General features: G+C 69.7%; 15 protein-coding genes and 1 pseudogene. 7 read left to right on the top strand and 9 right to left on the bottom strand.

What is annotated here, in order from left to right:
• Positions 1-32: 32 nt before the first annotated feature.
• Positions 33-2,543: a Pls/PosA family non-ribosomal peptide synthetase gene (locus tag STSP_RS14990; RefSeq protein WP_078067185.1), complete on the top strand. Its 2,511-nt coding sequence runs from the start codon at positions 33-35 to the stop codon at positions 2,541-2,543.
• A 198-nt stretch (positions 2,544-2,741) separates the two neighbouring features.
• On the opposite strand, the gene STSP_RS14985 is transcribed toward STSP_RS14990, so the two are convergent.
• Positions 2,742-3,302: an NAD(P)H-dependent oxidoreductase gene (locus STSP_RS14985; RefSeq protein WP_067277338.1), complete on the bottom strand. Its 561-nt coding sequence runs from the start codon at positions 3,300-3,302 to the stop codon at positions 2,742-2,744.
• 112 nt (positions 3,303-3,414) lie between these two features.
• On the opposite strand from STSP_RS14985, the gene STSP_RS14980 reads away from it, so the two are divergent.
• A complete protein-coding gene (locus STSP_RS14980) occupies positions 3,415-4,074 on the top strand; it encodes a TetR/AcrR family transcriptional regulator (protein WP_067277335.1) in 660 nt (219 codons plus the stop codon).
• 138 nt (positions 4,075-4,212) lie between these two features.
• Here STSP_RS14980 and arfA read toward each other — a convergent pair whose 3' ends face one another.
• The 7 genes from arfA to STSP_RS14945 form a co-directional block, all read right to left on the bottom strand.
• On the bottom strand, positions 4,213-5,742 hold the full coding sequence (gene arfA, locus STSP_RS14975; RefSeq protein WP_067277332.1) for an arabinosylfuranosidase ArfA: 1,530 nt from the start codon (positions 5,740-5,742) through the stop codon (positions 4,213-4,215).
• 77 nt (positions 5,743-5,819) lie between these two features.
• A complete protein-coding gene (locus STSP_RS14970) occupies positions 5,820-6,893 on the bottom strand; it encodes a lactonase family protein (protein WP_067277330.1) in 1,074 nt (357 codons plus the stop codon).
• A 65-nt stretch (positions 6,894-6,958) separates the two neighbouring features.
• A complete protein-coding gene (locus STSP_RS14965; protein WP_067277328.1) occupies positions 6,959-7,918 on the bottom strand; it encodes a sugar kinase in 960 nt (319 codons plus the stop codon).
• Positions 7,915-8,586 (bottom strand): bifunctional 4-hydroxy-2-oxoglutarate aldolase/2-dehydro-3-deoxy-phosphogluconate aldolase, encoded by a 672-nt coding sequence (locus STSP_RS14960; protein ID WP_067277325.1) that lies wholly within the window; start codon positions 8,584-8,586, stop codon positions 7,915-7,917. The genes STSP_RS14965 and STSP_RS14960 overlap by 4 nt, the downstream gene beginning before the upstream one ends.
• A 217-nt stretch (positions 8,587-8,803) precedes the next feature.
• On the bottom strand, positions 8,804-9,628 hold the full coding sequence (locus tag STSP_RS14955; RefSeq protein ID WP_067277322.1) for a carbohydrate ABC transporter permease: 825 nt from the start codon (positions 9,626-9,628) through the stop codon (positions 8,804-8,806).
• Positions 9,625-10,659 (bottom strand): carbohydrate ABC transporter permease, encoded by a 1,035-nt coding sequence (locus STSP_RS14950; RefSeq protein WP_067277320.1) that lies wholly within the window; start codon positions 10,657-10,659, stop codon positions 9,625-9,627. The genes STSP_RS14955 and STSP_RS14950 overlap by 4 nt, the downstream gene beginning before the upstream one ends.
• Complete coding sequence (locus STSP_RS14945) at positions 10,656-12,008, bottom strand: extracellular solute-binding protein (RefSeq protein ID WP_067277318.1); 1,353 nt, start codon at positions 12,006-12,008, stop codon at positions 10,656-10,658. Before STSP_RS14945 ends, STSP_RS14950 begins: the two co-directional genes overlap by 4 nt.
• An 832-nt stretch (positions 12,009-12,840) precedes the next feature.
• Between STSP_RS14945 and STSP_RS14940 the strand changes: the two genes are divergently transcribed.
• From STSP_RS14940 to dgoD, 3 genes are all read left to right on the top strand, one after another.
• On the top strand, positions 12,841-13,881 hold the full coding sequence (locus tag STSP_RS14940) for a LacI family DNA-binding transcriptional regulator (protein ID WP_067277315.1): 1,041 nt from the start codon (positions 12,841-12,843) through the stop codon (positions 13,879-13,881).
• A complete protein-coding gene (locus STSP_RS14935; protein WP_067277312.1) occupies positions 13,878-14,642 on the top strand; it encodes an SDR family NAD(P)-dependent oxidoreductase in 765 nt (254 codons plus the stop codon). Before STSP_RS14940 ends, STSP_RS14935 begins: the two co-directional genes overlap by 4 nt.
• Positions 14,643-14,918: 276 nt before the next feature.
• Positions 14,919-16,064: a galactonate dehydratase gene (gene dgoD / locus STSP_RS14930; protein ID WP_067277297.1), complete on the top strand. Its 1,146-nt coding sequence runs from the start codon at positions 14,919-14,921 to the stop codon at positions 16,062-16,064.
• 63 nt (positions 16,065-16,127) lie between these two features.
• On the opposite strand, the gene STSP_RS40200 is transcribed toward dgoD, so the two are convergent.
• Positions 16,128-16,436: a hypothetical protein gene (locus STSP_RS40200; protein ID WP_232789648.1), complete on the bottom strand. Its 309-nt coding sequence runs from the start codon at positions 16,434-16,436 to the stop codon at positions 16,128-16,130.
• On the opposite strand from STSP_RS40200, the pseudogene STSP_RS40195 reads away from it, so the two are divergent.
• Positions 16,417-16,488, top strand: a pseudogene (locus STSP_RS40195) (hypothetical protein); the annotation flags it as partial. The gene STSP_RS40200 and the pseudogene STSP_RS40195 sit on opposite strands and share 20 nt — an antisense overlap.
• Positions 16,489-16,657: 169 nt before the next feature.
• Positions 16,658-16,900: a hypothetical protein gene (locus STSP_RS40190; RefSeq protein ID WP_232789647.1), complete on the top strand. Its 243-nt coding sequence runs from the start codon at positions 16,658-16,660 to the stop codon at positions 16,898-16,900.
• Positions 16,901-17,507: the final 607 nt, after the last annotated feature.

The following is a 17,507-nucleotide window of genomic DNA, read 5'->3' as shown; positions in this document are numbered from 1 at the left end:
TCGCCTCGGCCTCCGTCGAGGAATCCACGGCCATGGACAACGGCGCGGTCCGTACCGAGGTGCAGCTGGCCGAGGTGCTGGCGGGGGTTCTGCGCACCGAACGCGTGCCGGTGGACAGCCATTTCTTCACCGACCTCGGCGCCGACTCCATGGTCATGGCCCAGTTCTGCGCCCGTCTCCGCAAACGGGACGACCTTCCCACCGTCTCGATGAAAGACGTCTACCGGCACTCCACGATCCGTGACCTGGCGGCCGCACTCACGCAGGACGACGCCCCTTCGGCCCCTGCCGCGGTCGACGCCTCGGCCCCCTCCCGGACGACCACACCGGTCTCTTCACCCCAAGCTGCGCAGGTCGACGCACCGTCCGATGTACCGTCCGACGCGTCGGCCGGGTCACCTTCCGGTACGTGGCAGTACCTGTTGTGCGGGGCTGCCCAGTTGCTGATCTTTCTCGGCTTTTCCTTTCTCGGCACCCTGGCGGTCGTCCGGGGATACGAGTGGATCTTGGCCGGTTCCGGGTCGGCCGGCCTCTACCAGCGGGCGGTCCTGTTCGGTGCGGCGGCCTTCCTCGGCCTGTGCGCCCTTCCCGTCGCGGCCAAGTGGACGCTCATCGGCCGCTTCACGCCCGGCAGGATTCCCGTGTGGAGCCTTCGCTACCTGCGCTTCTGGTGTGTGAAGACGCTCATTCGCATAAGCCCGGCGCGCCTGTTCGCGGGCTCACCGCTGTACGTCCTGTACCTGAGAGCACTGGGCGCACGTATCGGAAAGGGCGTCACCCTGCTGTCTCGCAACGTCCCGGTCTGCACCGACCTGATCTCCATTGGCGACGGCACAGTGGTCCGCAAGGACGTGTTCCTGTCCGGCTATCGAGCGCACAACGGCTGGATCGAGACGGGTCCGATATCCCTCGGTGCCGGTGTGACCATCAGCGAGCAGACCGTCGTCGACATCGACACGTCGATGGGTGACGGCGCCCAGCTGGGCCACGCGTCCTCCCTTCACCGGGGGCAGGCCGTTCCGGCCGGTGAGTCATGGCACGGCACACCGGCCCGGCCCACGAAGACCGACCACCGGGCCGTCGAACCCACCTCCTGCGGCGCGCTGCGCAGGGCCGTTTACAGCCTGTGGCAGCTTGCCGCCCTGCTGCTGGTGTGCGTGCCGGTGGCGCTGGCCGGCACGAGCATCGTGCTGACCGCCGTGCCGCAGCTGAAAGCCGTGGTGACGCCCGGGCCGCCGGCCATCACGAGCCCCGCGTTCTGCCTCGAGGCACTGATCGCTTCCCTGGTCGTCTTCTTCGGCGGCCTGCTGATCGGCCTGGTGACGGTGAACACCGTGCCGCGTCTGCTCAGCCTGATGATCAAACCGGGCAGGATATACCCGCTGTACGGCTTCCACTACGGTGTCCAGCGCGTGGTCACGCGCATGACCAACATCAGGTTCTTCACCATGCTGTTCGGCGACAGCTCCGCGATCGTGCACTACCTGCGAGCTCTCGGGTACGACCTGTGCCGTGTCGAGCAGACGGGGTCCAACTTCGGCGCGTTGATCAAGCACGACACCCCCTACCTGAGTCAGGTGGGCAGCGGGACGGTGGTCGCCGACGGTCTGTCGGTCATCAACGCCGACTTCTCGGCCACCTCCTTCCGCGTCCGCCGTACCGCGATCGGGTCGCGCAACTTCCTCGGCAACAACATCGCCTATCCGTCACGCGGGCGGACCGGCGACAACTGCCTGCTGGCGACGAAGGTCATGGTGCCCATCGACGGGCCGGTCCGCGAAGGCGTCGGCCTGCTGGGCTCGCCGAGCTTCGAGATCCCCCGCACGGTGATGCGCGACCAGCAGTTCGACCATCTGGCCACCGGTGACGAGCTGCGCCGCCGTCTGGCCGCCAAGAACAAGCACAACGCGGTCACCGCGAGCCTGTTCCTGCTGATGCGGTGGTTCCACTTCTTCGTGCTCACCTTCATCACCATGACGGCCGTCGATCTGTACCACACGCTCGGCGCGGTGGTGTTCGCGCCGGCGGGCCTGCTCACCCTGGCGTTCACCGTTCTCTACTTCGCGCTGATCGAGCGGGCCGTCACGGGATTCCGCCCCCTGCGACCGCTGTACTGCTCGATCTACGACCCCGCCTTCTGGCGCCACGAACGCTTCTGGAAGTTGACATCCCACCAGTTCATGCACGCCTTCAACGGCACCCCGTTCAAGGGCATGGTCTGGCGGCTGCTGGGCGTCAGGATCGGCCGCCGGGTCTTCGACGACGGCTGCTCACTGGTCGAGCGCACCCTCGTCGCCATCGGGGACGACTGCACCCTCAACGCCGGGAGCATCATCCAGTCCCACTCTCAGGAGGACGGCGCCTTCAAGTCCGACCACGCGGTCCTCGGCGCCGGCGTGACCCTGGGTGTCGGCGCGTTCGTCCACTACGGCACCACGGTCGGCGACCACGCCGAGCTCACCGCCGACGCGTTCCTGATGAAGGGCGAGGAGGTTCCCGCTCAGGCGCAGTGGGGCGGAAACCCCGCCCAGCCCGTGGGGTGAACGCAGAGACGGGCGCAACGCTGCGCGTGCACGGCGTGCTCCAGGCACGCGGAAGCTCCCGGGCCGGGACCAGGAACGAAAGTTCCGGGTTCCCTGCCCGGGAGCAGGTGTCTGGTGCGTCGCGCCGGTGACCGGCGGGCGGTCAGGCCGCGGCGGGGTGGCTTGCGCGGTCAGGCCGCGGCGGGGCAGCCTGCGCGGTCAGGCCGCGGCGGGGGCAGCCTGCGCGGTCAGTCGCTGGATGACCTCGGTCAGCCCGGTGACGACCTCTTCGTCGTCGGCGGGGTGGGTGTCGGCGAAGCGGGTCACGGAGCCGGGGATGGACAGCTTGGCGTCCTCCAGGACGGCGGCGCCGGCGATGCCCGCGGACTTGCGCGCGTCGTCCTGCGCCCAGACACCGCCGTACTGACCGAACGCGGTGCCGATCGCGGCGACCGGCTTGCCGGTCAGCGCACCGGCACCGTACGGACGGGACAGCCAGTCGATGGCGTTCTTGAGAACGGCCGGCATCGTGCCGTTGTACTCGGGCGAGAAGAGCAGGAAGGCGTCGGCCTGGCCCGCCGCGGCGCGCAGCCGCGCGGCGGCGTCCGGCACGCTCGCCTCCACGTCGATGTCCTCGTTGTAGAAGGGCACCTCGGCGAGGCCCTCGAACAGCTCGATCACGACGCCCTCGGGGGCGTGCTTGACGGCGGCCTCGGCCAGCTGACGGTTGTGGGAGCCGGCGCGGAGGCTGCCGACGAGAGCGAGGATGCGTACAGACATGAGGATGAGCTCCTGAGGCAGGGGGAGTCTTATCGGACCGCGGTCCGGTTCAATGTTGTACCACCTAACCGGACCCTGGTCCAGTTACCCCCTCGGACGCTACGCTGAGGCAATGACCGCCACGCCTTCGCCCTCCCCCGACGCACACTGCCTCCCCGCCGGATGCAAGGAGCTCGGGCTCGCCTCACCGGGCGAGCAGCCGCAGCTGCGCGCCGATGCCGCGCGCAACCGTGCGCTGCTGCTGGAGGCCGCGTCGCGGCTGGTGGCCGAGGAGGGCGTGGCGAAGCTCACCATGGAAGCGGTCGCCGCGGCCGCCAAAGTCGGCAAGGGCACCGTCTTCCGGCGCTTCGGTGACCGCTTCGGCCTTCTGCTGGCTCTCCTGAACCAACGCGAGGAGGAGCTCCAGGCCGCCTTCATGGCGGGCCCTCCCCCGTTGGGACCCGAGGCCCCCGCCCTCGAGCGCCTGCACGCATTCGGGCCCGCCGTCATCCGTCACGAACACACGCACAGCGACATCTACGTGGCCGCCCGCACCGACGCCGCCCGGAACCACACCGTGCCCGCCCACCGGCTCCGCCTCACCCACGTGGCCTTGCTGCTGCGCCAGATCGGGACGGGTGGCGACACCGAACTGCTCGCGCAGAGCCTGCTCAACTATCTCGACCCCACGCTCGTGCACCACCTGCTCACCCGGCGCGGCATGTCCTTCGAGCGCCTGGAGGCTGGCTGGCACGACCTGGTCGCCCGGCTGACGGCGGGAGCGGAAACGTAAGAGGTGCCGCACCGGCTCCTCGGACCGGTGCGGCACCAGCGCCCCGAAGGGGCGCGGGGAACTGCGCGACCAGCCACGACGAAGCCGCACCTAACGGACGGCACATCGCGGCACTTCCAGCGGAGCGCCGGCGTCGCGTCACCCCCGCTGAGGCGACAGGCGGATCATGTTCCAGGACAGGGGCTCGAGTTCGGCGCGGAGGACTCCCCCGGCGACCGTGGTGCCGGTGGCCGCGTGGGGCGTGACGCGGTCGGGCTCGTCCAGCGTGTTGCGGGCCTCGGGGTCGCTGTCGGCCAGGACCAGGTGCTCCACCACGGTGTGGGCTTCGACCCCGCGCAGGTCGATCTCCAGCGGCAGGGCGGCGGACTGGCTGCGGTTGACGGCGAAGACGGTGACGTCGCCGGTCTCGTCGTCGGTCACGGCGGTGGCGTGCAGCAACGGCACCTCGCCGAACCTGGCCGTGGTGTAGGTGGGGCTGTCGACCTCGACGCGCAGGACCCGGCCGCGCCCGTACCGGGAGGCCTGGGCGAACGGGAAGAAGGTGGTCTGCCGCCAGGCGGGACCGCCCGGCTCGGTCATGATCGGCGCGATGACGTTGACGAGCTGTGCGAGCGACGCGGCGGTGACCCGGTCGGCGTGGCGCAGCAGGGCGATGAGCAGCGAGCCGAAGACCACGGCGTCGGTGACGGTGTAGACGTCCTCCAGCAGGCGCGGCGCCTGCTGCCAGTCCTCGACCCGGTGCGGGTTGGGCCGTTTCTGGTACCAGACGTTCCACTCGTCGAAGGAGAGGTTGATGCGCTTCTGCGTCTTCAGCCGGGCCCGGACGTGGTCGCAGGTGGCGACGACCGACTCAATGAAGTGCTCCATGTCGACGGCCGAGGCGAGGAAGGAGTCGCGGTCGCCGTCGATCTCCTCGTAGTAGGCGTGCAGCGAGATGTAGTCGACCTGGTCGTAGGCGGCCTCCAGGACGGTCGCCTCCCAGGCGGCGAAGGTCGGCATGCCGGAGGCCGAGCTGCCGCAGGCGACCAGTTCCAGGTCCGGCTGGATCATCCGCATGGCGCGGGCCGTCTCGGCGGCGAGCCGCCCGTACTCCGCGGCCGTCTTGTGGCCGGTCTGCCAGGGGCCGTCCATCTCGTTGCCCAGGCACCACATGCGGATGCCGTACGGCTGCTTGGCGCCGTGGGCGATGCGGCGGTCGGACAGCTCGGTGCCGCCGGGGTGGTTGCTGTACTCCAGCAGCTGCAGGGCCTCCTCGACCCCGCGGGTGCCGAGGTTGACGGCCATCATGGGCTCCATGCCGGTCTTGGCGCAGAAGTCCATGAACTCGCCGAGGCCGAACTCGTTGGTCTCGGTGGTCTTCCAGGCGAGGTCCAGCCGGACCGGCCGCTCCTCGCGCGGTCCGACGGTGTCCTCCCAGCGGTAGCCGGAGACGAAGTTGCCGCCCGGGTAGCGCACGGTGGTGACGCCCAGCTCCCGGACCAGTTCCAGGACGTCCTGGCGCAGACCAGCGGCGTCGGCGGCAGGGTGGCCAGGTTCGTAGACGCCGGTGTAGACGCAGCGCCCCAGGTGCTCGACGAACGATCCGTACAGGCGCGGCTGGACGGCGCCTATGCCGAAGGCCGAGTCCAGGGTGAACCGTGCGGCGGTGGTGGTGCTTGGGTCGGGCATGACTGCCTTTCGGTGCGATGGGGCATGGCCAGGGCCACGTGGCCTACGGATGTGGGCGGGCGTTGCGTGAGGGTTCGTCAGAGGACGAGTGCGCAGACGACCGAGGGAAGGGCCGCTGCCGGGCCGGGCTGCTCGAGGGCTCCGGTGTCGAGGATGCGCAGCGCGGCGAGCGTGCCGCTGTGCTGGTTGGCGACCAGCAGATGGCCGGCCGCCAGGTTCAGGCCGCGGGGCCATGCGCCGCCACTGGGGGCCTCGCCGATCGGCTGGAGGCTGGTGCCGGTGACCCGGAAGGCGGCCACCGTCTCCGCGCCGCGGTTGGTCACCCATACGAAGCGGCCGCAGGGCGACGCCACGATTCCGCCGGGCTGGTTGGTGATGTCCTTGGCCTCTGTGGCGGGAACGCTGGATATCTCGGTGAGAGTGCCGGTGTCGGCGTCGTAGCGGTGGCAGGTGACGGTCGAGGACAGCTCGTCAGCGCTGAACACCAGCTCGCCACCGGGCGAGAAGGCGAGGTGGCGGGGGCCCGATCCGGCACGGAACCGGCTCACCGCGGTCTGCTCCAGCGTTCCGGTACGCGTGTCGAGGCGGTACGTGAAGACGGCGTCCGCCCCCAGGTCGGTGGCCAGGACGAAACGCCCCGCCGGGTCGACGAGGACCTGGTGGGCGTGGGTGCCCTCCTGCCGTCCGACGACCGGGCCGGACCCCTCGTGGATCGCGACGTCGGTCAGACCGCTCACACGCCCGTCCGCGTCGAGCCGGTGCACGGCCACGCTGCCGGGCGTCGTGTCGCTGCCGTAATTGGCCGTCAGCAGCCACTGTCCCCCGGGATGGACGCTGAGATGGCATGGGTTCGCGCCGCCGCTTCCGACCGGGTCTCCGAGCGGCACCAGTACGCCGTCGCTCTGCCGGGCGACAGCGCTGACAGCTCCGGATTCGTTCTCGTTGGTGCTGTAGACGACGTCCAGTGACGGGTGCGCCGCAAGGAAGGAAGCGCCGCTGACGGGCACCGGCGGCAGACTGCTGTCGGGCGTCAGAGAGCCGTTCTCCGGATCGAGCCGCACGGCGGCGAGCCCGGCACCCTCACCGCCCGAGTCCGGCGTGTAGGAGCCGGTGAGGACGAGGATTCCGTCGGCGGAGGAGCGCGTTGGCATGGGACTTCCTTGAGCGGTGGGCGAAGCGGTGGTGAAGCGGTAGGCGTGGGGGCGGGTGGGGGCGTTCAGCGGACGACGTCGTCGTGATGGTCGAGGAGAGCCAGCTCGGAACGGTTCGGCAGGCCTTCCCAGTCACCGGTGGTGCTGACGGCGAAGGCGCCGAGCACGGCCGCCGTCCGCAGCCGCCGCTCCGGCGGCTCCCCCGCGAGCAGTTCGGCCAGGTACCCCGCGGCGAACGCATCTCCCGCGCCCACCGAGTCGTGTACGCGCACGGGCACGGCAGGCTGCCGGTACTGGTTGCCGTCGAGAAGGGCGTACGCTCCCTCGACACCCAGTTTGATCACGGCACCGGCGGGACCGAGGTCGCAGATGCCCTTGGCGAGCGCTTCGGGGTCGTCCGCATCCGGGACCGCCAGCCGGGCCTCGTGCGGTCCTGCGAACACCAGATCACTCATGCGCAGCAGGGGCAGGAGGGTGGTACGGGCCTCCGCCTCGCTCCACAGCAGGGAGCGGAAGTTGATGTCCAGGGAGACCGGTACTCCGGCGTCGGCGGCGATGTCCACGGCCTTGCGGACGGCCGCGGCCGGGCCCGGGCCCAGCGCGGGCGTGATCCCGGTGATGTGCAGGACGGCCGCGCCGGCGACGACGTCCTCGGGGATGTCCTCCGTGGCCAGCCGGGAACCGGCCGTGTGGGTGCGGTAGTAGCGGGCGCGGCTGTGCGTGGAGGTACGCCGCTCCTTCAGCAGCAGCGAGGTGGGCGCGGGGTCCCGTGTCGCCATGGTGGTGACGCCTTCGGCGCGCAGCTCACGGAGGATGAGCTCGCCGAGTTCGTCGGCGCTGACGCGGCCGATCCAGGTGGCGGATCCGCCGAGCCTGCTCACGCCGACGGCGACGTTCGACTCCGCCCCGGCGAGGCCGAGGCGCAGACCGGACCCCAGGGCGAGGGGGCCCGGTTCCGACGCGGACAGGACCCCGAGGACCTCGCCGACGGTGACGAGGTAGGGAGCCTCGGAGGGGCTGTTCACGAGCGGGCCTCCTCGGCCCGCGCCGTGACCCTGACTGCTTCCAGCACTGTGCGCGCCCTTCCGGTGAGGGAGTCCAGGGACTCCGGGGTCGGGTTCTCGTCGGCGCCGCGCAGCAGCGGGGAGCCGACACCCACGGCGTACGCTCCGGCCTCGGTGTAGTCCCGCGCCTGGGCGATGTCGACTCCGCCGACGGCGATCAGCGGAATCTCCGGCAAGGGGGCCCGCAGCTGCCGCAGGTGCCCGGGGCCGCCGGTGCAGGCGGGGAACAATTTGACCGCGGCGGCGCCGACCTGCCAGGCCGTGAACACCTCGGTCGGCGTCCACGCGCCCGGATAGAAGGGAGTGCCGCCTGCCGCGGCGCCGCGAATCACCTCGCTGTCCACGTTCGGGGACACCAGGAATTGGGCTCCGGCCGCCAGTGCGTCCTTCGCCTGCGCGGCGGTGAGCACGGTGCCGGCGCCGACCGCCACCTCGGGTCCCAGTTCGTCCCGGATGCGGGCCAGGGCGTCCAGGGCGCCGGCGGTGGTCAAGGTGACCTCCAGGCACGTGATGCCCCCGGCCGCGAGCGCCTTGGCCACGGCGGGCAACCCCGACGCGTCCGCCGACCTGAGGATGGCCATGACCCGGGTCCGGCTGAGCTGCGGTGTGATAGCGGGACGCTGCGTCATGACCCCACCCCCGCGGCGGACGTGCCGGCGACCGGACGACGACCGGGCCACGCCGGCGCGCCGGAAGGCATCGGGCGGTTGAGCGGTAGCAAAAGTGACTCCTCGTCAGGTATTCGGCACGGGTGAGCTTGAGCGGACGGTTCGGTCACGGTAGTCCGGACCGGCGGGTCACGTGACCCCGTTGCGCATGGGTCACGTGATCCCGGACCGGTTCCGCTTACTTGAGTCCCGAGGTGGAGATGCCCGAGATGAAGCCGCGCTGCATGATCAGGAAGAGCGCGAGGACGGGCACGACGTACATCACCGCGCCGGCGGCGACGACGTTGCCCAGCTGCTGGCCGTGCTCGTTGACGTAGCCGGTGGCGAGCTTGACCGCCAGGGTGGTGCGGGCATCGTCGAGGAGCAGGGCCGGCGCGATGTAGTCGCCCCAGCTCCAGGAGAACGACAGGATCAGGCTGGTGGCGATGACCGGCCAGGACTGCGGCAGGAAGATCCGCCAGAAGATGCGGACCTGCCCGCAGCCGTCCACGATCGCCGCCTCCTCCAGTTCCTTGGGCATGTTCGTGAAGAACTGCCGGAACAGGAAGATCAGATACGGGGCGCCGGAAAGACCCCACAGCACCCACGGCATGTAGGTGTTCACCAGGTTGAGCTTGGCGAACATCAGATACGTGGGGATGAGAGTGATCACGCCCGGGAGCATCATCGTCGACAGCAGCACACCGAAGATGACCTTCTTGCCCGGCGCTTCCAGCCGGGCGAAGCCGTAACCCGCCCAGGCCGAGGCCACGGTGACCAGCACCGCGTAGAGGGTGGCGATCGTCAGCGAGTTGCGGGCGTAGCCGAGGTAGTCGAAGAGGGTCAGCGCCTCGGTGAAGTTGCCCAGGTTCGGATGGTGCGGCCACCAGTGGATGGGGAGGGCGCGCAGCTCGGACGAGTCCTTGAGTGCGGTGATCGCGAGCCACCCGAAGGGGCTGAGCATCAGCACCAGGGTCCCGATCAGGAGCATGTAGACGGTACTGCGCCGGGAGAGCACGCTCATCGGGCGTCTCCGATCGTGCGGGGCTTGGATTTCGCCTGCTCCGGTTCCACGGAGTAGAAGACCGCGCCCTTGCTGAGTTTGAAGATGAGGAAGGTGACGACGCAGATGATCGCGAAGAGCACCCACAGCAGGGCGGAGGCGTAGCCGTAGCGGCCGTTGGCGAAGTACTGGGCGAAGACGTGGATCATGAAGAAGTAGTTCGACTCGGGGACTCCCGTGACACCGGCAGGGGTGGGCGAGAGGGACATCAGCAGCGGCGCGAACGTCTGCAGTGAGCCGATGATGCCGGTGACGACCTGGAAGAAGATCACCGGGGACAGCAGCGGCAGGGTGATGCGGCTGAAGGACTGCCACGGACTGGCGCCGTCCACCCTGGCCGCTTCGAGCAGCTCCCTGGGGATGTCCTGAAGCCCGGCCAGGGAGATGATCATGCCGTTGCCCACGGTCCACATCGTCAGCATGATCAGCACCCAGCGGGCATACGGGTCTACCAGCCAGGACACCCCGTTGACATTGAAGACGTCCAGGAAGCCGTTGGCCGCTCCCGAGTCACGGTCGAAGATCAGCTTGAAGGTGAGAGCAGCACCCACGGGGGGCACCACGGCGGGCAGGTACAGCAGGGTGCGGAACACCCCGCGGGCCCGTATCGGCTGGTTCACCAGCACCGCCAGCAGCAGCCCCGCCAGGATCCCCAGAGGCACCGTGATCGCGGTGAAGACCCCGGTGCGCCACAGCGAGTCCATCGTCTCCGGATCGGAAAAGACCTCCCGGTAGTTTTCCAGCCCCACGAAGCGCGTGTTCGGCGACAGCCCGTCGGCGTTGGTGAAGCTCAGCCACAGCGCGTACCCCAGGGGGAAGGCCGTCAGTGCCAGGAAGCCGATGACCCAGGGCACGGTGAACACATAGAACGCTCGCGCCCTGCGGATCCGCAGCGGGGCCGGCCTGCGCGGCGTCTTGGCCGGCGGCCGGGACGGGGACGTCGCCGACGTACCCGTCCCGGCGGCCTGATCAGTGAGCTGGCCGGTGCTCACCCCAGGGCCTCCTTGCCCTTGGCGATCTGCTCGTTCATCAGGGAGTTGAGCTGGTCGGCGACCTTGCCCGCGGACGTCTTGCCCTTGATCGCCTTGGGCAGCACCTTGTTGATCACGGCGTCCAGGGCGGTCAGCTGGGTGTACGGCGTGAACGTCAGCACCGAGAAGTGCTTCAGCTCTTCCTCCTGCACCTTGAACGCCTGCTTCTGGAACGCAGTGTCCTGCGGCATCTTCGAGCGCAGGGACTTCAAGCTGGGGATGCCCCAGCCGCCCGCAGCCCGGTCCTCGGCGGGCTTGCCGCCGAAGTAGGCCTCGAAGAGCTTCCAGGCCGCGTCCTTGTTCTTGGAGTCCTTGGGGATCCAGTAGCCGGTGGCACCGAAGCAGGGGCTGATGCGGTTGCTGCCGAGCTGCGCGGCGGGCGCGAAACGCGACACCTTGGCGACCTTGGCGTCACCGCCGATCGCTCCGCCGAACCAGTAGCCGTCGCTGGCGATCGCCATGCGTCCGGCCTGGAAGGTGGGCCAGTCCCAGCCGTCCGGGTTAGGGTTGGCGACGTTGGGGCCGATGTCTGCCTGGGCGTACTCCAGGTACCACTGCAGCGCCTTGAGCGCCTCGGGGGAAGAGAAGTCGACCGTGAGCAGGTCCTCGGCGAACAGGCTTCCGCCGGCCGAGGCGGTCATGCCCATGAGCTGCGTGAAGGTGCCGAGGCCCGAGGAGCTCAGCCCGTAGACCTTGACCTTGCCGAGCCGGCGCTTGGTCAGCTCCCTGCCCAGATCCAGCAGCTCGTCGTACGACAGCGGCTCGGTCTCGCTGAGCGGATCCAGCTTCGCCGCCTCGAACATGTCCGTGCGGTACCAGAGCATCTGGTCCTGCGACCAGTCCTTGGCCATGCCGTAGCGGGGCCCCGCACCCTGCTTCTCGCCGTCGAAGCGCCAGACGTCGTTGACCGGGTCGATGTCGGACGCCTTGAGCACCGAGCTCTTGGCGAAGTACGGGTCCAGGTCGGCCATCAGCCCGCGTGCGGCGAAGTACGGCGTGTCCGTGGCACCGAGGCCGCGCACGATGTCCGGCGGGTTCTTCGCCGCCAGCATCGCGTTGAGCTTGGTCGCGTCGTTGCCGACGAAGTTGATCTTGATGCCCAGCGCCTTTCCGGCTGCCTGGAAGACCTTCTTCTCGTCGTCGGTGGACATGACGGTGAGCGTCGTGGTCTTGCCGCTTCCCGAACCGCCGCCGCTCGAGCCGTCGTCGACGGAGGCGGCACAACCGGGCAGGGCCGTCGCGGCGAGCGCCGCACCGGCGGAGGCTGCGAGGAATTGGCGCCGCCCCAGGGACGTACCAGAAATGGACATGTTTGTCGGCCTTTCGTGCGGTATGAACTGCTGGCTGGGGATGACAAAGGGGGTGCATGCGGCGCGAGAAGTCGGCAGGATCTCGCGTAAGTGATGTGTCCACGGTGAGGAGCGGACGCTGCCACCGCGTTCGCCGCCGCGGCCGGTCGGCTCACTGGGGGTTCGTGAGCGTGCGGAGGCACAGTCGACGGAAGCCGCCACCGGCGGAAATGCGGTCACTTCGACCAGGATTCGCGGTGTCGTGCCGGTACGGGCAGCGGGCGGGTGTCGCGGCCCTGGATCACTCGGTGAACGGCACGTCGTGGCCGAGGTTGTAGGTGGCCGCGTACTGCACCGTCTTCATGAAGCTGGTGTCGCCGTGGTCGTCACGGCGTCCTCGCCCGGTCCACCCGTCGCGCCGGCGTGGCCCCGGCTGTCGGATCGCGTCAGGGAGCGGCTCGGATCACAGCCGACTCCGGGGAGCGGGCGAGGTCAGGCACAGGTGCCGGTGGGCCCTGTCCGCGGACGCCGGATCCGACGATCGTTCCGCGTCCGCGACCAGCGATGTCGACATCGCGCAACGGCGGTGCCGACCGCCGGGAGTATTCCGGAGCGCTTCATTGCACACCTCACCCATCATCGGCTTCCGCCGACCTGTCATGCCTGTTGTTGACCAACCGACTTAAGGGGTCTGCGGAGGTATATCCGCAGATGCCCGTTCAAGGAAACCGGTTGACTGAAGCTGCGGTGGAAGTTAGGTTGCGACGCCAGAAGGTGTCAAGAGGTCAGTACGCGGCAACTCGGACTTTCGAAAGTTTCGCCGCGTGAAGTGCCACCACAGGGAAGGTGCGAAATGCCGGAACAGCCCGTCAGGGCAAGGTTGGTGGACGTCGCGCGGGTGGCCGGGGTCTCCAAGGCCACGGTCTCCAAGGTGCTCAACGGCCGGCAGGACCTGTCCGTCCGGCCGGAGACCCGGCAGCGCGTCCACGAGGCCGCCGAGTCGCTGGGTTACCGCCCCCATTCCGGCGCTCGGGCGCTTGCGGGTGCGAGCACACACGCCCTGGCGCTGCTGGTCCCCGCCCTGGCCAACCCCACGTACGTCACGATCGCCCGCGGTGCCTACCAGCGGGCTCGCGAACTGGGCTATCTCTCCCTCCTCGCCGAGGACTTCGACGGGCAGGAGGCCGACGAGTCCTTCAACGACCTGGTGCAGGAGGGCCGGGTCGACGGACTGCTCATCGCCTCCGCACGGCCGGGTCACCCCCTCCTCGACGCCCTGAGCCGCAGCCCCGTCCCGCACGTCTTCCTGAACCGGTCGGTCGAGGGATCCGGCCGGAACGTCACCATGGACGTGGCCCGTTCCAGCGTCACCGCCCTCGACCATCTGCACAGCCTCGGCCACCAGGCCGTCGGCCATATCGCGGGCCCGCCCGGCATAACCCCCAGCGAGGACCGGAAGCAGGCGTTCCTGCAGCATGCCGAGAAGCTGGGGCTGGCCGCCGCGCCGGTCGCGTCCGGGGACTTCACCGAGGACGGCGGCGTCGCCGCGACGCTGGAGCTGCTGCGTGCCACCGCGGACGGTTCCCGCCCGCCGGTCACCGCCATCTACACCAGCTCGCTCGCCCAGGCGATCGGCGCGATGGGGGCCATCCTCAAGCTCGGCCTGCGAATTCCCGAGGACATCTCCGTGGTGGGCAACGACGACCTGCCCATCGCCGGCCACCTCGTCCCACCGCTGACGACCGTGGCGATGCCCCTGTACGAGCTGGGGACCGCGGCAGTGGACGCCCTGGTGGCCGCCATCGAGGGGGCGCCGATGGGAGACGTCGTCGTACCCACCGAGCCGCATCTGGTGCTGCGCGGCTCCACGGCACGACCGGAGGGAGCATCATGACCGCCGCCGGACTGGCGCGCTTCACGGGCCGCACGGCCCTGCTCTCCGCGGCCGCCTCCGGGATCGGAGAGGCCGCCGCCCACCGTCTCGCCGCCGAGGGCGCGTCCGTCCTCGTCACCGACATCGACGGCAAGGGTGCGCACCGCGTGGCCGAGGAGATCCGCGCCGCGGGAGGAGAGGCCCGCGACCTGCAGCTCGACGCCACCTCGCCGGCGGACTGGGCCGCAGCCGTCGCGGAGGCCGAGTCCTGGACCGGGCGCCTCGACGTGGCGCATCTCAACGCCGGCCGGAACTTCCCCGGAGCGGCGCACGAGCTGGACGACGACTCGTGGCACTACCAGCTGCGGCTCTCCCTCGACTCGGTCTTCTTCGGTGTCCGGGCCACGGTGCCGCTGCTGAGAGCCGCCCGGGGCGCGGTGGTCATCACCTCGTCCGTGCACGCCGCCATCGGCTTCAAGGGGTATCCGGCGTACGCGGCTGCCAAGGGCGGGATCGACGCCCTGGTGCGCCAGCTCGCCGTCGAGTACGGCGGGGAGATCAGGTTCAACGCCGTCCTGCCGGGATCCGTGCTCACGGCCCTGTGGGCGGACACGCCGCCGGAAGCCAAGGCCCGGATCAGCGCCCGTACGCCGGTCGGCAGGCTCGGGGAGCCGGAGGACATCGCGGCGGCCGTGGCCTTCCTCGCCTCAGACGACGCCTCGTTCATCACCGGCCAGAACCTGCTCGTGGACGGCGGCCGCAGCATCACGTCCCACGAGTAGCCGCCGCAACTCCCCCACACCGCGAGCCACCTCGGCTCCCTGCCTCCCGAACCGCGAGCCGCCTCGGCTCCCACCCTCCCGAGCAGTCTCGACTCCCGACCTACGGGACAGCTTCGACGTCCCCGCCCCGAGCCGCACACCCCTCGCACTCCCGAACAACCTCCACCCCGACACGGGCCGAACAACTCTGCGCCGGCACCCCGGAGCGCTCTCATCCATCCGACAACAGCAGCCATCGGCCCCCGAGCCGTGCATCAGGACCCGGAGGTCCGCACCATGAAGATCACTGGATACGAACTCTTCCTCGTCGAACCGCGCTGGGTCTTCCTGCGCATCGACACCGACGAGGGCATCTCCGGCTGGGGCGAGCCCATCGTCGAAGGCAAGGCGGCCACCGTCGCCCGCTGCGTCGAGGAGATGTTCGACTACCTCGTCGGGCAGGACCCCGCCCGCATCGAGGAGCACTGGCAGGTGCTCGCCAAGAGCGGCTTCTACCGGGGCGGCGTCGTCCTCAACAGCGCCCTGGCCGGCATCGACCAGGCCCTGTGGGACATCGCGGGCAAGACCCACGGCGTTCCGGTGTACCAACTGCTCGGCGGCCACGTGCGCGACCGGGTACGCGTATACGGCTGGGTCGGCGGGGAGACCCTCGAGAAGCTGGCCGAGTCGGCGGCCGAACAGGTCGCCAAGGGCATGACCGCGGTCAAGCTCAACCCCTGCGGCCAGCTGGAACCGCTGGCCACCGCCGGTGCGATCAACGCCATCGTCGACACCGTTCGCACGGTGCGCGAGGCCATCGGCCCGGACCGCGACCTGGCGCTCGACTTCCACGGCCGCTTCAGCGGCGCGATGTCCCGTCGCGTACTGCCGTTCCTGGAGCCCCTGCTGCCGATGTTCGTGGAGGAGCCGGTGCTGCCGGAGTTCACCCAGGACCTCGGCGCCGTCGTGCGCTCCACTTCGATCCCCATCGCCACCGGTGAGCGGCTCTACTCCCGGTGGGACTTCCGCTCCGTACTGTCGGACGGAATCGCCGTGGCCCAGCCCGACATCAGCCACGCCGGAGGCATCTCCGAGACCCGGCGGATCGCCTCGATGGCGGAGGCGTACGACGTCCTGGTGGCGCCGCACTGCCCGCTCGGCCCCATCGCGCTGGCCGCGAGTCTGCAGCTCGACTTCGCCACCCCCAACTTCCTCATTCAGGAACAGGCGCTCGGCATCGGCTACGGCGACAGCAGCGGCCTCCTTGACTACCTCGTCGACCCCGAGACGTTCGCGTTCCGCGACGGTTACATCGAGCGCCCGACCGCACCGGGCCTCGGCATCACCATCGACGAGGACGCGGTCCGTGCCGCCGCCGAACGCGGGCACCGGTGGCGCAACCCCGTGTGGCGCAACGCGGACGGCTCGCTGGCGTCCTGGTAGCAGCCCGTCGGCCAGCCGGCCGGCACCAGGGCCGTACGCGTACGGCCCTGGTCAGCGGGTCCGTCAGGTCGTCAATCCGCAGGGGGCGCCTTCGGGCATCATCGGCTGCGGCGGTGCGCTGGGCAGCATGCGCGAGTACCTGCTCATCGAGGACGCCGTCGTGGGGAAGAGCGTGGCGGTGATCCCCGACTCGGTGACCTTCGACGTCGCCGCGCTCAACGAGCCCATGGCGGTCGCGCGGCACTGCGTCAACCGTTCCGAAGCCCGGACGACCGACAGGGTCGTGGTGTTCGGGGCCGGGCCCATCGGGCTCGGGGCCACGATCTGGCTGAAGCTGCGCGGGGTCGAGCACGTGGTCGTGGCCGACGTCATTCCGGAGCGCCTCGAGACGGCGCTGGCGGTCGGGGCCGACGCCGTCATCGACTCCTCACGCGAGGACGTGGCGGCGCGCCTGACGGAGCTGCACGGCCAGGGCGCCAACGCACTCGGGCAGCCCCGCCCGGACACCGACATCTACATCGACGCGGCCGGGGGTCGCCGTCGTCGCCAACACCGCGCTGCGGTCGGCGAAGTGGGGCGCCAAGCTCGTCGTCGTGGCCGCCCACAAGAAGCCCGAGCCCATCGATCTCGGCGCGATTTTCAGGAGCGAGATGACCGTCATCGCGTCCCAGGGCTACCCCACGGAGATCTTCGAGGTGACCGAGGAGATCGCGGAGCACCAGGAGCTCTTCGCGCGCCTGATCAGCCACCGCGTTCCCTTCTCCGACGTCGAGCGGGCCTTCGAGCTGACGCTGACACCGGGGGCGGCCGAAAAGGTCGTCGTCACCTTCGACTGACGGCCCGGACGGGAGCAATCATCGCGGCGATCCCCCCATCAGTGCGCCGGCGGCCGTCGCGACCGCCACGCCCACGGCCCTCGCGCAGCGCGTCTCAGCCACCGACGCCCTGCGCGAGGGCCGTACGCATTGAGGGCGCATTGAGGGACATATGGCTCCTTCCCGAGGCAGGAAAACCGATCCTGGACCACGATTGGTCGAAATATCGCACGTCGACCGGATTACCGAACCGGCTGGCGCCGAAGGTAAGGGCCCCGCCGCACAGAAGTCAACGCATTTTCGGCACTTGGATAGTGGGACGCCAGCTCCGACGGCGCGCCGCCCGACGCCGGACCACCCCACACACACCCGCGTTACTCAAACGTGACACCGCACTGATGCACGACTTCTTGACTGCCGCGGATTGTTAGCGCTCACAATGACCCGTGCATCCGCCCGGTCCGCCATCCAAGGAGGAACTGTGGCGGTACGACGGGGTGTTGTGCCGCCTTCTTGACCAGTGCTGTTGAGCTTTACGACCCGATACCTGCCCCTTCCCGGCCGGCGCGCCGGCACCCAGGCAGCCCCGGATCCGAGACGTCTCGGAGACGGAACCCACCCCACCTTT

Origin of the sequence: Streptomyces jeddahensis, from assembly GCF_001642995.1 — a bacterium.
GTDB classification, from domain to species: domain Bacteria; phylum Actinomycetota; class Actinomycetes; order Streptomycetales; family Streptomycetaceae; genus Streptomyces; species Streptomyces jeddahensis.
This window is presented reverse-complemented; position numbering and strand designations above follow the sequence as displayed.

Coding starts and splice junctions, on each gene's coding strand:
- STSP_RS14990 (WP_078067185.1), top strand. CDS start 33: ATGGACAACGGCGCGGTCCGTACCGAGGTGCAGCTGGCCGAGGTGCTG.
- STSP_RS14985 (WP_067277338.1), bottom strand. CDS start 3,302: ATGTCTGTACGCATCCTCGCTCTCGTCGGCAGCCTCCGCGCCGGCTCC.
- STSP_RS14980 (WP_067277335.1), top strand. CDS start 3,415: ATGACCGCCACGCCTTCGCCCTCCCCCGACGCACACTGCCTCCCCGCC.
- arfA (WP_067277332.1), bottom strand. CDS start 5,742: ATGCCCGACCCAAGCACCACCACCGCCGCACGGTTCACCCTGGACTCG.
- STSP_RS14970 (WP_067277330.1), bottom strand. CDS start 6,893: ATGCCAACGCGCTCCTCCGCCGACGGAATCCTCGTCCTCACCGGCTCC.
- STSP_RS14960 (WP_067277325.1), bottom strand. CDS start 8,586: ATGACGCAGCGTCCCGCTATCACACCGCAGCTCAGCCGGACCCGGGTC.
- STSP_RS14955 (WP_067277322.1), bottom strand. CDS start 9,628: ATGAGCGTGCTCTCCCGGCGCAGTACCGTCTACATGCTCCTGATCGGG.
- STSP_RS14945 (WP_067277318.1), bottom strand. CDS start 12,008: ATGTCCATTTCTGGTACGTCCCTGGGGCGGCGCCAATTCCTCGCAGCC.
- STSP_RS14940 (WP_067277315.1), top strand. CDS start 12,841: ATGCCGGAACAGCCCGTCAGGGCAAGGTTGGTGGACGTCGCGCGGGTG.
- STSP_RS14935 (WP_067277312.1), top strand. CDS start 13,878: ATGACCGCCGCCGGACTGGCGCGCTTCACGGGCCGCACGGCCCTGCTC.
- dgoD (WP_067277297.1), top strand. CDS start 14,919: ATGAAGATCACTGGATACGAACTCTTCCTCGTCGAACCGCGCTGGGTC.
- STSP_RS40200 (WP_232789648.1), bottom strand. CDS start 16,436: ATGACGTCGGCCACGACCACGTGCTCGACCCCGCGCAGCTTCAGCCAG.